Below are 15,677 nucleotides of genomic sequence, written 5' to 3' on the forward strand. Positions count from 1 at the left end.
CTGCCGTTTCCCTGACTTACATATCTCTTAAGCGAAATAACGCTATCTTGTTGATTTCGTTAAGCGCCGTAACAAACTCAGTTTCACTATCATTGCCTAATCGCTTCTCGAACGACTCAAGAATTTGGTAACGATTGGCTCCCTTGACTGCCATAATGAAGGGAAAGTTGAAGCGACTTTTGTAGCTGTTGTTGTAGGTGGTAAATTTGGCAAACTCTTCCTCTGAACACTGGTCAATTCCGGCACCAGCTTGTTCAGCCGTCGAGGCCGCGGTTAATTCGCCATTTATGGCGGCTCGCCCAGCTAAGTCGGGGTGAGCATTAATCAAATCGAGCTGTTTAGACTCGGCTGCATTTAATAGCGCCATCGACATCTTTAAATGCAGGCTTTCGATATGGTCGTCATCTGGATCAAGTCCTGAATCAAACACAGACTCAGCGACCCAAGAACTATGTTCATAAATATCCGCAAAGCATGAGACAAACTCATCTCGAACCATTTCCGTTGGCTTACAGCTTTTAAATTGCGTCATCACTTTGCTCCTTGTGATTGTTCTTATGGATTCGGGTTGTACGGGTGATGCTGATGCCAGTGTTTCGCTATATCGACCCTACGGCATAGCCATACGTCTTCATGCTGACTGACATAGTCTAAAAAGCGTCGAAGAGACGCAATTCTTCCTGGGCGACCAATCAAACGACAATGTAATCCAACCGACATCATTTTCGGTGCGTGTTCGCCCTCTTCGTATAAGGTGTCAAACGTATCCTTGAGATACTGATAGAACTGCTCACCAGAGTTAAAACCTTGCGTCGTGGCAAAACGCATATCGTTCACATCTAGTGTATAAGGAATCACCAGCTGAGGTCGGCCTGTCTCTGTATGCCAATACGGAAGGTCATCATCGTAAGCATCTGAGTCATACAAGAAGCCACCTTCTTCAGCGACTATCCGGCGAGTATTAGGACCGGTACGTCCGGTGTACCAACCCACAGGGCGCTCACCCGTGACTTCTCTAATAATCGAAATCGCTTTTGCCATGTGATCACGCTCTTCGGATTCATCCATATACTGATAGTCAATCCAGCGATAACCGTGGCTGCAAATCTCGTGCCCAGCCTCCTTCATCGCCTTTGCCACCTCGGGATAGCGCTCAACGGCCATGGCAACAGCAAAAATCGTGAGAGGGATATCGTATTGTTCAAACAATCGAAGCACACGCCAAACACCTGCGCGGCTACCGTATTCGTAGATAGACTCCATGCTGATGTGACGTTCACCTTTTATCGGTGTTGCCGCTGGGATCTCAGAGAGAAATGCTTCCGATTCATCGTCACCGTGCAAAATGCAGCGCTCTCCACCCTCTTCGTAGTTCAATACAAAGGATACGGCGATTCGAGCATTGTTCGGCCACTTGGGGTGTGGAGGGTTGGCTCCATAGCCGATGAGGTTGCGCGAATAGTCCTTATTCATCCACTGACTCCTTTACCATCTCGGTGAACTTGCAACTGCATGTTCAATTACTCATTTCGTTAACTTAATTGTATACAATAATTTATCTTAATGTAAAGATTTTGTTTGTTGAGTTAAATTGTTAGATTAACCCTTATAAAATCAATAATTTAAGTTAAATACCTCTGTTAAACGCTCAGATCTAGTGCACCCTGCACCATCACAAAGCAGAGGAATAGATCAACATTTTTGTAACTCAAAACTTTACTAATCGACTTAATTGTGTACATATTAATATCAGTAAAGGTCTTGGTACGAGCTCGTTGTATACAAGATGGAACGATCAATTAAAGGAGCGTACGAAAGTACGAGAGTGATATGGGAAGACTGACAACACATGTATTGGATACGACCAACGGCGTTCCAGGCGCCGAGATCCAAGTAGAATTGTTTCGTGTACAAGGCGACACTCTTCAGTTCATCAAGCGTGTTTACACCAACTCCGATGGGCGAACTGACTCGCCAATTTTGGAGGGTGAAGCCTTTGTCTCTGGAAAGTATCAGCTCGTGTTCCATGTCGCTTCCTACTACCAAACTAAAGGCATTCAGCTCGATGACATTCCATTCTTGGATGATGTAGTGATCCGATTTGGACTCAATGATGAAGACGCCCACTATCACGTGCCTTTGTTGGTTTCCCCTTACAGTTTTTCGACCTACCGAGGCAGCTAACTCGGTGTCACTCGTCTCTTAAAAGTTGTCAACACAGCTTTGTATGAGCGGCGCATCAATACAATGCGCACAACCAACAAATTGAAATGAACCACCTCTCTCGAGGCATGGCTCTTTGCTTACGCTTATTGTGTCTATGCGGAGTCAGGGGTACTGCTGTTTTCAATTTAAGGATAAGCAATAGTAATTTTACCCACTCAACCTTCAGGGTAATGCGAAAAGGACTTACTCAAATGAATGAAACCAAAGCAGAAGTGCTCAATGAAGCATCCCAAAACGGCCTCTTAGAGCGCTATTTTAAGATCAAACAACACGGTTCAAGTGTTAAAAACGAACTCTTAGGTGGCGTTACCACCTTTGCCACCATGGCCTACATCATCTTTGTAAACCCAAGTATCATGGCCGCATCAGGCATGGATCAAGGGGCGGTATTTGTCGCGACCTGTATAGGCGCAGCAATAGGCTGTTTACTGATGGGCTTGTTTGCCAACTGGCCTGTGGGATTAGCACCAGGCATGGGTCTCAATGCGTTTTTCTCATTTACCGTCGTAAGTGAAATGGGTTATAGCTGGGAAGTGGCGCTAGGTGCGGTATTTATCTCGGGTGTGTTGTTTGTTGGGATGAGTTTCTACAAGATACGACAATGGATTATTGAGAGTATCCCAGAAAGTCTTCGTTACGCAATGACCGCGGGCGTCGGTCTATTCTTGGGGCTAATTGGTCTTAAAACTGCAGGTATCGTCGTCGAAAACCCAGCAACACTGGTCTCTTTAGGTGATTTTACTAAACCAGACGCGCTGCTAGCAGCTGTGGCGTTTCTGATCATTGCCGTGCTGAGTGAACGCCGCATTTTCGGCGCCGTCCTTATCGGCATTCTAAGTGTCACTATGATCGGCATGATGATGGGAATAGTTCAATACAATGGCTTTTTCTCAGCGCCTCCAAGCATTGCACCAACCTTCCTTGCTATGGATATTACCGGTGCGCTTAATGTCTCTATGGTGAGCGTTATTCTGGCGTTCCTATTCGTCAACATGTTCGATACTGCGGGTACGCTGATGGGCGTGGCTGAGCGTGCAAATCTCGTTAACAAAGAAACCGGTAAAATCGAAGGCTTAAGCAAAGCACTCAAAGCGGACAGTATTTCTAGTGTCGCCGGCGCTTGCGTAGGTTGTCCACCGGTAACCAGTTATGTTGAAAGTGCTGCAGGTGTCGCTGCGGGGGCGAGAACCGGTCTCTCTGCCATTGTCGTTGCTGTACTATTCCTTGCGGCTATTTTCCTATCGCCTCTTGCAGGTATGATCCCCGCTTACGCGACCGCTGGCGCTCTTATTTACGTGGCCTTTGTCATGATGAGCAGTATGCAGCATGTTGATTGGAAAGACTTTACTAACGGTGCACCTGCTGCTATTACCGCACTCATGATGCCGCTGACCTTCTCAATAGCCAATGGTATCGCGCTTGGCTTTATCACCTACACAGTGCTAAAAGTCGCCACTGGTAAAACCAAAGATGTCTCGATCTCAATGTATATCCTGAGCGCCGTGTTCATCGCGAAACTGGTCTTTATTGGCTAAGCTATCGCTTCCAAAAACACGTTTCCACACTCTCATTTCCAGAATGAGATAAACAGAAAAGCAAAAAGCGGCAAACGTAAATTCGTTTGCCGCTTTTCTATGGTTCATCGCGAATTGGTGTAATTCTGTATACCAAAGCCACGAACTAACGGCTTTTCACTCCGCACCCTTGAATCACCATCTTAGTTAGAAACGTCGCCGCCTCGTCAAAATCACTGTCGGTTAGCGCTGGCTTATCGAGTACGCTGCATATCTGCCAGCTAAAGTCCGCATACGTTTGAGTGGACGACCAAATAGCAAACATGAGGTGATGGGGCGGTACGTCATCCATTAGCCCCTGCTCAGCCCAATTGGCGAACTTCTCTAATATAAGTTGTGACTGCTGAAACAGCTTCGAGCGAATACTTTCTGGCAACACCTTAGCACCCGACATCACTTCACTGGCAAATACACGGGACGCGTGCGGGTGGTCTCTGGAAATCATCAGCTTGGTGCGAATGTATTGGGTGAGCGCTTCAACCGGATCATCGAGTTGCTCGATAGGTAATGATGCTTCAAGAAGGGGCTGGGTAACGGTTTCTAGCACCGCATAATAGAGTTTATCTTTAGAGCTGAAGTAATAGAACACATTAGGTTTGGGAATATCCGCCGCCTTGGCGATGTCGACCATTTTTGTCGCCGCATACCCGTGAGTAGCAAACTGCTCACTGGCCACTTCAATGATCAAATCTTGATTCTTCCGTCTAATGCGCGACATGCTTGTCCTTACGATCGTTATTTTATACTTGGTATTTAACCTATCTTAATGAATTTAAATACTAAGTACAAAGCTTGAGATACGTAACTCCGAGCGAGCGCAAGACATAAAAAATCCCGAAGCCAATACCAACTGCGTCTGATTGTTGAAGTTTGAAGCCGTAAACCTCAACGCAGTGGAATAACTTCGGGAACGCGTATAAAAGGAGACAAAACTACGCGATTAAGACGGAAACGTTTTAGATAGGTAACCTGTAATTAATTTACTCAGTCGTTACGAATTGAGTGGCCTGAGCGCATTTCAAGCGCTTTAATGAGCGCTGAATGATCCCAGTTCTCACCACCTTGGTCAGCACACTCATCAAAGAGGGCTTGAGCCGTTTCAGTATTCGGCAATGCAACCCCAAGTTCTTTAGCACCGCTAAGCGCAAGGTTGAGGTCTTTTTGGTGCAGCGCAATTTTAAAGCCCGGATTAAAGCTGCCTTCAATCATTCTTTCGCCGTGAACTTCAAGAATTTTTGAGCTGGCAAAACCACCTAATAAAGCTTGGCGTACCCGAGCTGGATCAGCACCGGCTTTCGAGGCAAACACTAACGCTTCAGATACCGCCTCGATGTTCAGTGCCACAATGATTTGGTTTGCCACTTTGCAGGTTTGTCCTGCACCGCTATCACCCACCAGTGTGATGTTTTTGCCCATGACCTCAAATAGAGGCCTAGCCGCGTCAAAAGCCTGCTGTTCACCACCAACCATGATGCTAAGTGTCGCATTCACAGCGCCCACTTCTCCGCCGGATACTGGTGCATCTAGGTATTGAGCGCCACTCTCCTTAATACGTTTTGCAAAAGATTGCGTCGCTATAGGTGAGATAGAACTCATGTCAATGACCAGCTTGTCTGTACTGCCCGCCAAGCCCGCTTCTACACCATCTGTGTCAAATAGAACGTCTTCAACTTGCGGCGTATTCGGCAACATGAGTATCGTAATGTCCGCAAGTTGCGTTGCCTCTTTCGGTGAGTGACACACAGTAGCACCGCGTGCGACTAGCTCTGCTGGAGGCGGCGTAAAATGATCGGAAAGCACCAACTCATAGCCTGCATTTTGCAAGTTCTTTGCCATTGGCAGTCCCATTATTCCTGTTCCGATAAATGCAACTTTCATAGAATATTCTCCTTAATGTTCTCTATTGCTGAAAAGCGTTTAACCACGATAGTCCTTGGTGAGTGCCCGCTTTCGGTTTGTATTCGCAACCGATCCATCCTTGGTAGCCAAGCTCATCAATGTGTGGCAACAAGAAGTCATAGTTGATTTCGCCGGTACCAGGCTCATGTCGACCTGGGTTATCCGCTAACTGGATATGCGCTATCCTAGAGAGATTGTTTGCAATCGTTGGTGATAGATCGCCCTCCATGATTTGCATGTGGTAGATATCGTATTGAACAAACACATTGTTACTCCCAACTTCAGCAATAACTGACTGAGCTTGCTGTGTTGTGTTCAAGAAGAAACCGGGAATGTCTCGGGTGTTGATTGCTTCAATAACTAAGGTGATGCCCGCTGCCTCTAGCTGCTGAGCGGCATAGCGAAGGTTGATAATGAAGGTCGTGTGCGCGTCTTGTTGCGTCACACCTTGGGGCACAATGCCGGCAAGACAGTTCACTTGTGTGTTCCCTAATACTTTCGCGTACTCAATCGCTTTCGCGACACCGAGTTGAAACTCTTCGATTCGATTCGGGTCAACCGCGATACCTCGGTCGCCGGCATCCCACTCACCAGCAGGTAAGTTGAATAAGACCTGTTGTAGTTTGTTTTCTTCTAGCTTCGTCTTAATGATCTCGACATCAAAATCATACGGAAATAGATATTCAACCCCGCGAAAACCGGCTTGTGCCGCTTGATCAAAACGTTCTAGAAAGTCGTACTCGGTAAACAACATAGATAAGTTGGCAGCAAATTTTAGCATTGCTCTCTCCTTGATAAACGCATTGTGGACAACGGCTACTGTGATGACTTAATTGATGCCATCGAGGTCGGTGCATCATCGTCAGAATCGGCCAATGGCTCGAACTCATTGATTGCGTTGATCTCTGTTCCCATGGAAATGTTAGTCACGCGCTCTAAAATCACTTCGACGACAACCGGTACTTGATGCGCAGCCATTAATGAACGAGCTTCTGTAAAGGCGTCCTGAATTTTTGCAGGATCGGTAACTCGAATCGCTTTACAGCCAAGCCCCTCAACTACTTTCACGTGATCGACACCGTAGCCTTCCAGCTCTGGTGAGTTTTGGTTTTCAAACGCCAGTTGCACGCAATAATCGATATCAAACTGACGTTGTGCTTGGCGTATCAACCCAAGGTAAGAGTTGTTAACCACAACATGGATGTACGGCAGATTAAACTGTGCCCCTACAGCCAACTCCTCAATCATGAATTGGAAATCATAGTCGCCGGAAATCGCGACAACATCGCGCTGCGGATCCGCCACTTTTACACCAAGAGCCGCAGGAATCGTCCAACCTAGCGGCCCTGCTTGTCCGCAGTTAATCCAGTGTCTTGGCTTATAAACATGAAGAAACTGCGCCGCAGCAATCTGAGACAAACCAATCGTGCTGACATAGCAAGTATCTGCACCAAATGCCTGATTCATCTCTTCATACACGCGCATCGGTTTAATCGGTGTGTCGATGAAATGCGTTTTGCGAAGCATGGTGGCTTTACGGTGTTGGCACTGTCCAACCCAAGCTGATCTGTCTGGGAGTATGCCTTTTGCCGCTCGCTCTTTAGCGACATCGACCATCAGCTCAAGCGCCGCTTTGGCATCAGAAACGATACCGAGATCTGGACAGAACACGCGGCCAATCTGCGTGGGTTCAATATCGATATGAACGAATTTTCGACCTTGGGTATAGACGTCTAACGAGCCAGTGTGTCGATTGGCAAAGCGATTTCCGACACCAAATACAAAATCGGAATCAAGCAGCGTTTCATTACCGTAGCGATGTGCCGTTTGTAGCCCAACCATGCCTGCCATGAGTTCATGATCATCAGGAATAGAACCCCACCCCATAAGAGTTGGGATCACAGGCACCCCTGTTAGCTCGGCAAACTGTTTCAACAGCTCAGAGGCTCCCGAGTTAATAACCCCACCGCCTGAGACAATCACCGGTTTGTCCGATGCGGCTAACATGTCCAGCGCTTTCTCGACTTGTTCACGACTAGCGGAAGGTTTAAACGCTGCTAGAGGTTCATAGCTATCAATATCAAATTCAATTTCTGCCAACTGAACATCGAGAGGTAGGTCAATGAGAACTGGACCTGGGCGACCCGAACGCATGATGTGAAAGGCTTTTTGAAATGCGCGTGGCACCTGAGCAGGTTCAAGTACTGTTGTCGCCCACTTAGTCACAGGCTTAGCGATGGATTCGATATCAACGGCCTGAAAGTCTTCCTTATGCAGACGTGCTCTTGGGGCTTGACCCGTGATACATAAAATTGGGATCGAGTCCGCTGACGCGGAATAAAGGCCAGTAATCATATCCGTACCAGCAGGACCCGATGTTCCAATACACACACCGATATTATCTTGGTCAGTGCGCGTAAACCCTTCTGCCATATGCGAGGCACCCTCTACGTGACGTGCCAATACATGCTCTATACCACCCAGCGCTTTCATCGCTGCATACATAGGATTAATAGCAGCGCCTGGTACACCAAAGGCAACGTGCACCCCTTCTTTTTTTAGTACTGCTACTGCTGCTTCTATTGCTTTCATTCTTGCCATTCCAACCCCTCCATTAGATTGTGTACAATTTTCGATCACTTTGTGTACTATGAACCAATTCCGAGCATTCGCAAGTCTTAAATTCACAATATTTTCACATGGAGCTCATGCACTAAGTGGTTACTTACCCCGTATCTACTGAATATAAATACTTTACATAAATTATCTTAACGTAAAAATACTTTCAAAAAACCCACTCGTTAAATTAATGAAAAATAGTCTTTGATCATTTGTAACTTTTCTCATATAAGTAGAAGTAAGATACATCTTTGTATACAAAAAATAATAATATTGTGTAAAGGAGACAGGCAATGGCTGTAATCGAAGGAATGAACACTACCGCTGCAAATCGGTTGAATGTAACAGGCGCGATGAACAATCGTGATTACCAAGCAATACTCAGTGAAGAAGCCGTCGCGTTTCTCTCTACACTTGTAGAGCACTTTGGTGATCGTAGAGATCAACTACTCGCGCAAAGAGACATTAAGCAAGCTGCGTACGATAAGGGAGAGCTGCCTGGATTTCGCAGCGATACTGAGTCGATTCGCAACGACAAAAGCTGGCGCGTGAACCCAATTCCTGAGCCATTGCTGGATCGCCGCGTGGAGATAACCGGGCCGGTCGATCGAAAAATGGTCATTAATGCACTCAACTCCGGCGCCAAAGTATTTATGTGCTGTTTTGAAGACGCCTCTGCACCGACTTGGGCGAATATGATTGAAGGCCAAATCAACCTTAGAGATGCCAACCTGGGTACCATCAGTCATTACGATGAGAATAAAGACAAGGACTACAAGCTAAGTAGCGATCCTGCTCTTCTTATCGCACGCCCAAGAGGCCTACATTTACCGGAAAAATCGATAGTGTTTGATGGCAAACCGATCGCCGGTTGCTTGATGGATTTTGCACTGTATTTCTTCCACAACCATCAATCACGCGCCGACAAAGGGCTTGGTGTGTACTACTACATTCCCAAACTAGAAAGCATGGAAGAAGCCAAATGGTGGGATGATGTCTTCGCATTTACTGAGGCCTATTTTGGTGTTCCTACTGGCACCATCAGAGCCACAGTGCTGATTGAAACGCTCCCTGCGGTATTCCAAATGGACGAGATTTTGTACGCAATGAAAGACCACATTGTTGCTATGAACTGCGGCCGCTGGGACTACATTTTTAGCTACATCAAAACCCTTAAGAATCATCAAGACCGTATTCTGCCAGATCGCCACGGCATAGGTATGGATCAAGCCTTTCTTAATGCCTATAGCCAATTGTTAGTGAGAACTTGTCACGCTCGAGGCGCCCTTGCGATGGGTGGCATGTCGGCCTTTATTCCCGCGAAAGAGCCACAAGAAATGGCTCGCGTCACTGCAAAAGTGATTGAAGACAAACAGCGTGAATCTCAAAACGGCCATGACGGCACTTGGGTTGCACACCCCGCTCTGGTCAACTTAGCCATGTCGACATTTGATGAGCATCTAAAAGGCAAAATTAATCAGCTCGACTTCGTGAGTCCTGATACTGAGATAACTCCAGAAACACTCCTTGAGCCATGCGAAGGAACTCGTGACGAAGCCGGTGTTCGCAAGAACATTCGCATCGCGCTCTATTACATTGAAGCGTGGATCCAAGGCCAAGGCTGCGTCCCTATCTACGGTCTGATGGAAGATGCGGCAACGGCAGAGATCTCCCGAGCCAATATTTGGCAATGGATTCATCACGGGATCACTCTTGATGATGGCCAACCTTTTACCGCAGAGCTCTTTCATACATGGCTCTACCAAGAGCTCAATACCATTCAACAGGAAGTGGGCGATACGCGTTATTATGCCGGGCGCTTTAACGAAACCGCTGACCTTTTCTACGAGCTGTCGACATCTAAACAGTTCGCTAGCTTCCTGACCTTACCTAGCTATTCCCTGCTCTAAGCGTCGATAGTGGGCTAACTTGTTTTGAGGGAGCTCACTATCAATCGGGAAAAGCGCAAGCGACTAGACGACGAGGAAACAACATGGGAAGTTTAACTCTTAACCAAGCACTGACGATTATTGACGCGACCTTCAATGCAGGAAAAAGCCATGAATGCGCACCATTAACTGCGGCAGTACTGGATAGCGGCGGCAAGCTCATCTCTCTGCAGCGCCAAGACGGCTCCAGTATGATGAGGCCAGATATCGCCATAGCTAAAGCTTGGGGGGCACTCGCTCTCGGTTGTTCGTCTAGAAAGTTGGCACAAGATGCCGATGTTAGACCGGCGTTTATCTCTGCAGTGAACGTTTTGGCAGATGGCAACATGGTCCCTGTGCCCGGTGGTCTGCTGATTCGAGACAAGGACAAGCATGTAATTGGCGCAATTGGTGTGAGTGGCGATTTGTCCGATACCGATGAGCGCTGTGCATTAATCGGTATCGCTGCAGCAAACTTGTTTAGTGACGAGCTAGCTGCATAACGCCAATTTACATAAAGACAAAAAAAGAGGTCTATTTTCCTAGACCTCTTTTTCTATTCACATTCACTGATGCTACTCGTATTGGCTCAGCCATACCTTAAGCAGTTGATTGGCTTGTTTCTTCTGCGCCGCTGTCATGGACTTTACTAGACTCTTTTGCACATCGGCATGTTCTTCAATTAACTTATCAATCAGTACAAGGCCGTCTTGGGTTAATTGTACGGTGACACTGCGGCGATCTTCTTTGCTGTGCTCTCTGGAAATTAACCCTTTATTCTCGAGCTTATCGAGGCGGTTCGTCATCGCACCGGATGTGAGCATCATAGTATCAATGAGCTCAGAAGGCGTTAATCGATAAGGCTTACCGCTACGTCGAAGCGTCGCCAACACGTCAAATTCCCCCAGCTTTAGGTCGTACTTCTTGTGCAAATCTGCGACTTTGGTTTCCATATATTTGGCAATGCGCATCAGTCGTCCCATCATTGCCATCGGATCTGTATCCAGCTCTGGCTTTTGTTTTGCCCACTGTTCGACCACTCGATCTATCGCGTCCATTCCAATATGTTCTCGCTGTTTAGTTATAAGAATACAAGGCTCAATAAAACTAGTTTAACATAAAGATACTTTACAGACAGCTCAAAGATGGTTAAAGTGGCGGCAGATATCTTAACGTAAAGATAAATTACATGAACATACTTCTAGCAATGATTCCCGCCTTTTTCTGGGGCACAACCTACGCGGTCACGAAGTTTACCCTTCCTGACTGGCCGCCAATTTTGCTGGGTGCTCTTCGCGCACTGCCAGCAGGTTTGCTATTGCTACTCGTTAAACCGTCATTACCAAAGAAAGGTGAATGGCGAACCTTGTTCATTCTCGGTACGGTAAACATCGCCACCTTCTTCGGCCTTATCTTTGTAATGGCACAAACGTTACCTTCGACCATATCCGGTGTTGGCATGGTGTCTGTACCCGTATTTGCCATGTTGTATCAATGGTTAGTGAACCGCAAACGCCCAAGCTGGTTACAAACGTTAAGTGGATTCGCGTTGGTACTGTTTGCCTTCTTCCTGTTCTCACCGGGCTCGATTTCTCTTAATCCAATTGGCCTTGGTGCCATGCTCGCCGCCATTATGTGTATTGTTGTCGGCAGCGGCATGACTAAAACGCTCGGTAGTCGTATCCATTGGTGGACGATTCTAACTTGGCAGTTGATCTTAGGGGGCGCAGTACTCGGTCTCGCATCCGGTGTCCAAGCAGCGCTTGAACCGCAAATCTATGTATCGGTTATCGACAATTTTTCGACTCAGAACCTAATGGGACTGCTTTGGGTCGTGGGTCTAAATACCGCATTAAGCTACGGTATGTACGTTTGGTTGCTACAACGCATGAGTGTGGTCGACTTTACCTTTGGCGGTATCGCCAACCCTATCGCGGGTATTGTCTGTGGCATGGTGCTACTAGGTGAGTCATTTACGCAAACCCAGTACGCATTGATGATTGGCATGATCATGATGTCTTTGGTTCCGCAAACACTACAAGCGGTTAAACAACACAGATTAGCCAGCTTGGCGAAACAAGGTTAACCAAGCGATTAAAATCGAAAGTGGCTTGAGGTTCTTAGTCGAACTACGTACCATACGGCCACTTTTTCATTACAGCGCGATCAATATGAAACGACTTGTCCTCTACGTTAAAGACAAATGCCCGCATTGCAAAGATGCTCAACGCTACCTAGACAGCAAAGGCTATAAATATCGTCTTACCAACGCAAAAATGCAGCGCGGCCGTAAAGAGCTCGACGCCATTGGTGCCCGTTCATTGCCTGTATTGAAGATTGGTGACCGCTATATGATTGGCTGGAACCCAAACAATTTTGAGAAAATGTATAGCAGCAATTAACTCACGATTTCCTATACTGCCCCTATCTCGCAAAGCAACTCGCTAATCACAAGGGGCATTGGATGTACCATTCTTTTCCAACGCGGTTTCTGACGCGTCTTTTAGGCGTAATATCGATAGCCCTAACAAGCACCTTCACAAGCGCCACCCTCCCCCTTGATGAAGCTCGAATCGCCAATCAACGGCTTTACATGTTGCAGTTCAATGAGGCCAACGATCCGTCGTTAAACTGCTTAGCGATTCAAATCGGCAATAAGACTCTTGTAACCCCTGCGCACTGCTTGGTATCAAAATCAGACGCCACACTCTACCCTTTAAGACACCTTCGTCTTACACCGCTATTTTCCCAAGATGAACGCTATACCTATGCACATGTGGTGTCTGTCACCACCGATCATCACAAGTTGGCACAAGTCACGACTGAGCAAGATTGGGCAATTTTAGAGGTCAACACCGATCTAGGCTGCCACCAGCAATTGCATTCACTGCTGGTGATGCCTAAGCAAGGCTGGCAGTCGGAGCCTGTTCAACTGGCCGTTTGGGACAGGGCTCGCGATGCTCTGTCGGTGGAAACGTGTCTACTTGATTCCAATGAAAACAAACAGCTCACCTTGAGCAATTGCGACGAAATGAGCGAACTCATCGCAGGTACGCCTGTTATCAGCCTCATTGGTGCGACAAACACCTTGGTTGGCTTGGTTACCAGCAGTAGTAAACACAATGACAGTACTTATTATCATGTAACACCGATTGAGGCGGCACTGAGCCGGTTAGAGCCTAGTCAGCTCTGTACTGCATCTGCTTTTTAGTAAAGTCGATAAAGCTTCTATCAGCCCGAGATAAATAACCATCTTTACGCCAAGCCAATGCCAAATCGACAAACACTGGCGGTTCAAATGAAATGCCTTTCACTTCTGGCTCGTGTTCCGTCACCAGTTCAAGTAGCGCAGTGATCGCGTATTCATGTTTCACAATAGAGAGGATCATTGGCAACAAATTGGTTTCGAATGAAAACTCGGCCTCAATCTGTCTGCGTTTGCGCTCTTCATCGATAAAGTCTCGATGAAAGTAACCCGGTTTGAACATCACCAGCTCTTCATCAAAAAACTCATCAAAATCTAATGAAGTTCGGCTAGCAAAATGATGATGCTGACTAACGACAGCCACCATTTCAGAGCGAAAAATCTGATCCACTTCGAGATCATCCGGAACGTCTTTGTTTCTGATGACACCGAGATCGATTTCACCACTTAGCAGCATCCGACGAATGTCTTGGGTTCCCGCCTCAACCACCGTCATTTTAAGGTGGGGATAAGCACTTTTAAACGCCATTACGATTTCAGGGAAAAAGTACGACCCCATCATGCTTGGCGTCCCTAATCGAACCTCTCCTTTTAGCAGGCCTTTCATTTCGTCTACGGCAAGCTTGGCATCCTCTATCTGCTGCAACACCTTACGAGCGTGAGGCTCAAGTGCTCGACCTTCTTGAGTGAGACGTACTTGTTTGTCGATTCGAGTGAATAGTTGGATGCCAAGCTGCTGCTCGAATTTACGGATAGAAATACTCAACGCGGGCTGAGCGATCATTACGGCTTGCGCGGCTCGGGTAAAATTTTGGTGGTCGACCACTGCAAGAAAGTGAGTGAGCTGCTTAACGTCCATCATTAATAAAATATATTCAAACCATATTTTTAATATATTTCATTAATCAAAATAGCAATGCTAGTTTGATCACATAGTTAACCATTTTTGCAGTAAGGCTTTACCGTGATTGAATTGCACTCTCCTCAATATCGACGTATTACCCTCGCTCTCGCATTGGGCTCGTTTTTGGTGTTTTGCAATCTTTATGTGTTTCAACCAATCTTGCCTCAGTTAAGTAGTCACTTTGAGGTGTCTGAAACGGAAATCAACTGGGTATTTGCTGCCTCGACTCTCGCACTATCCCTATGCTTGGTTCCTTGGGCAATCACCTCAGAAAGTGTTGGTCGCCGTGCCGTAATGATTGGTGGCCTAATGTCGCTGCCTGCCATCGGTTATGCGATGATGTTAACCGATAGCTTAACCACGATTGTCTTATTGAGAGCTGCGGTGGGCGTTGGGCTAGCGGCCTTTGCCTCTGTCGCCGTTGCCTACATGGTAGAAGAACTGTCACCCGATGCGTTCACTAAAGCAATTGGCGGATATATTGCTGCAAATTCACTAGGTGGTATTGCTGGGCGCGTCGCAGGCGGAGTGTTGACCGACTATTTTGACTGGAAAACGGCGGTGTTTGTTATCGCCACTTTCACACTGATTTCTACTTTGGTGGTCATCGCGATGCTACCTAAACAGCAGCACTTTAAACCCGCTCGGGGGCTGTTCTACCATCACAATCGCAGTTTAGTTATCCACATCTCAAACCCAACGATTTGGGTGGCGATGCTCATTGGCGGCATTAACTTTGCGCTGTTCGTCAACCTCTACTCGGTGATGGGATTTCGCTTGGTCGAGGCTCCGCACAACCTACCCATTGCGCTTAGCTCACTCATTTTCCTATGCTATTTAGCGGGGACGGTGTCATCAAAACTCAGCGCAAACTGGCGCAAAAAGTTTCCACCGATTCCAGGAATGGTATTTGGAACCTTGTTGAGCCTACTGGGTATGCTGGTCGCCTTATTTGAATCCATCCCTATGATGCTGCTAGGCCTTCTACTCATCAGTGGCGGCGCATTCTTCACACATACGTTGGCCTATGCATGGGTAAGTCAAAAGGCGACACAAGCAAAAGCGACCGCCACTGCCCTCTATCTGGTGCACTACTACATTGGCGGTAGTTTAGGCGGGTTTTTCTTACTCTATTGTTGGCAGGTGGGTCGATGGCCGGGTGTCGTCGAAGGTGGCGCATTACTCTATGCGGCGCTATTTGGACTTTGCTACAAACTGTATCACATCGACCAGCGCAGCATAGTTGCCGTTAAGCCTATTGACCATCGGTCTTAGTCAATCAATTAGGGCTAGGCAACGAGATTACGTTCGCTATCGCCGCC

The 15,677-nt window shown here is 47.0% G+C and carries 16 protein-coding genes; 8 read left to right on the forward strand and 8 right to left on the reverse strand.

The window, feature by feature from the left end; translation table 11 throughout:
- Positions 1–16: 16 nt before the first annotated feature.
- Both uraD and puuE read right to left on the reverse strand, forming a co-directional pair.
- The gene (gene uraD / locus PG915_RS09715) at positions 17–532 is read right to left on the reverse strand and encodes a 2-oxo-4-hydroxy-4-carboxy-5-ureidoimidazoline decarboxylase (RefSeq protein ID WP_353496346.1); all 516 of its coding nucleotides are present in this window, start codon (positions 530–532) and stop codon (positions 17–19) included.
- Between the two features lie 23 nt (positions 533–555).
- Positions 556–1,473, reverse strand: a complete 918-nt coding sequence (puuE, locus tag PG915_RS09720; RefSeq protein WP_353496347.1) for an allantoinase PuuE — start codon at positions 1,471–1,473, stop codon at positions 556–558.
- Positions 1,474–1,830: 357 nt separating this feature from the next.
- On the opposite strand from puuE, the gene uraH reads away from it, so the two are divergent.
- Complete coding sequence (gene uraH, locus PG915_RS09725; RefSeq protein WP_353496348.1) at positions 1,831–2,184, forward strand: hydroxyisourate hydrolase; 354 nt, start codon at positions 1,831–1,833, stop codon at positions 2,182–2,184.
- Between the two features lie 233 nt (positions 2,185–2,417).
- On the forward strand, positions 2,418–3,761 hold the full coding sequence (locus tag PG915_RS09730) for an NCS2 family permease (protein WP_353496349.1): 1,344 nt from the start codon (positions 2,418–2,420) through the stop codon (positions 3,759–3,761).
- A 145-nt stretch (positions 3,762–3,906) separates the two neighbouring features.
- Here PG915_RS09730 and PG915_RS09735 read toward each other — a convergent pair whose 3' ends face one another.
- The 4 genes from PG915_RS09735 to gcl form a co-directional block, all read right to left on the reverse strand.
- Positions 3,907–4,518, reverse strand: coding sequence for a TetR/AcrR family transcriptional regulator (locus PG915_RS09735; protein ID WP_353496350.1), 612 nt, complete (start codon positions 4,516–4,518; stop codon positions 3,907–3,909).
- A gap of 266 nt (positions 4,519–4,784) precedes the next feature.
- Complete coding sequence (locus tag PG915_RS09740) at positions 4,785–5,678, reverse strand: 2-hydroxy-3-oxopropionate reductase (protein WP_353496351.1); 894 nt, start codon at positions 5,676–5,678, stop codon at positions 4,785–4,787.
- A 22-nt stretch (positions 5,679–5,700) separates the two neighbouring features.
- Complete coding sequence (hyi, locus tag PG915_RS09745; RefSeq protein ID WP_353496352.1) at positions 5,701–6,480, reverse strand: hydroxypyruvate isomerase; 780 nt, start codon at positions 6,478–6,480, stop codon at positions 5,701–5,703.
- A 35-nt stretch (positions 6,481–6,515) separates the two neighbouring features.
- Entirely contained in the window at positions 6,516–8,300 is a 1,785-nt protein-coding gene (gene gcl / locus PG915_RS09750) for a glyoxylate carboligase (RefSeq protein ID WP_353496353.1), read from the reverse strand.
- 329 nt (positions 8,301–8,629) lie between these two features.
- On the opposite strand from gcl, the gene aceB reads away from it, so the two are divergent.
- Together aceB and PG915_RS09760 are read left to right on the forward strand one after the other, a co-directional pair.
- Positions 8,630–10,228: a malate synthase A gene (gene aceB, locus PG915_RS09755; protein WP_353498699.1), complete on the forward strand. Its 1,599-nt coding sequence runs from the start codon at positions 8,630–8,632 to the stop codon at positions 10,226–10,228.
- Between the two features lie 83 nt (positions 10,229–10,311).
- Positions 10,312–10,749, forward strand: a complete 438-nt coding sequence (locus PG915_RS09760; RefSeq protein WP_353496354.1) for a GlcG/HbpS family heme-binding protein — start codon at positions 10,312–10,314, stop codon at positions 10,747–10,749.
- 72 nt (positions 10,750–10,821) lie between these two features.
- On the opposite strand, the gene PG915_RS09765 is transcribed toward PG915_RS09760, so the two are convergent.
- On the reverse strand, positions 10,822–11,304 hold the full coding sequence (locus tag PG915_RS09765) for a MarR family winged helix-turn-helix transcriptional regulator (protein WP_042499692.1): 483 nt from the start codon (positions 11,302–11,304) through the stop codon (positions 10,822–10,824).
- Positions 11,305–11,435: 131 nt separating this feature from the next.
- Here PG915_RS09765 and PG915_RS09770 point away from each other — a divergent pair, with 131 nt between their 5' ends.
- From PG915_RS09770 to PG915_RS09780, 3 genes are all read left to right on the forward strand, one after another.
- On the forward strand, positions 11,436–12,332 hold the full coding sequence (locus PG915_RS09770) for a DMT family transporter (RefSeq protein ID WP_353496355.1): 897 nt from the start codon (positions 11,436–11,438) through the stop codon (positions 12,330–12,332).
- Positions 12,333–12,417: 85 nt separating this feature from the next.
- Positions 12,418–12,648 carry a glutaredoxin family protein gene (locus PG915_RS09775; RefSeq protein ID WP_353496356.1) on the forward strand — a complete coding sequence of 77 codons (231 nt, stop codon included), beginning with the start codon at positions 12,418–12,420 and terminating at the stop codon, positions 12,646–12,648.
- 62 nt (positions 12,649–12,710) lie between these two features.
- Positions 12,711–13,457, forward strand: coding sequence for a hypothetical protein (locus PG915_RS09780; RefSeq protein ID WP_353496357.1), 747 nt, complete (start codon positions 12,711–12,713; stop codon positions 13,455–13,457).
- On the opposite strand, the gene PG915_RS09785 is transcribed toward PG915_RS09780, so the two are convergent.
- Positions 13,426–14,310 (reverse strand): LysR family transcriptional regulator, encoded by an 885-nt coding sequence (locus tag PG915_RS09785; protein ID WP_353498700.1) that lies wholly within the window; start codon positions 14,308–14,310, stop codon positions 13,426–13,428. The two genes, PG915_RS09780 and PG915_RS09785, sit on opposite strands and share 32 nt — an antisense overlap.
- Before the next feature lie 105 nt (positions 14,311–14,415).
- Here PG915_RS09785 and PG915_RS09790 point away from each other — a divergent pair, with 105 nt between their 5' ends.
- Positions 14,416–15,630 (forward strand): MFS transporter, encoded by a 1,215-nt coding sequence (locus tag PG915_RS09790; protein ID WP_353496358.1) that lies wholly within the window; start codon positions 14,416–14,418, stop codon positions 15,628–15,630.
- Positions 15,631–15,677: the final 47 nt, after the last annotated feature.

This window comes from Vibrio sp. CB1-14 (assembly GCF_040412085.2).
Taxonomy (GTDB): domain Bacteria; phylum Pseudomonadota; class Gammaproteobacteria; order Enterobacterales; family Vibrionaceae; genus Vibrio; species Vibrio chaetopteri.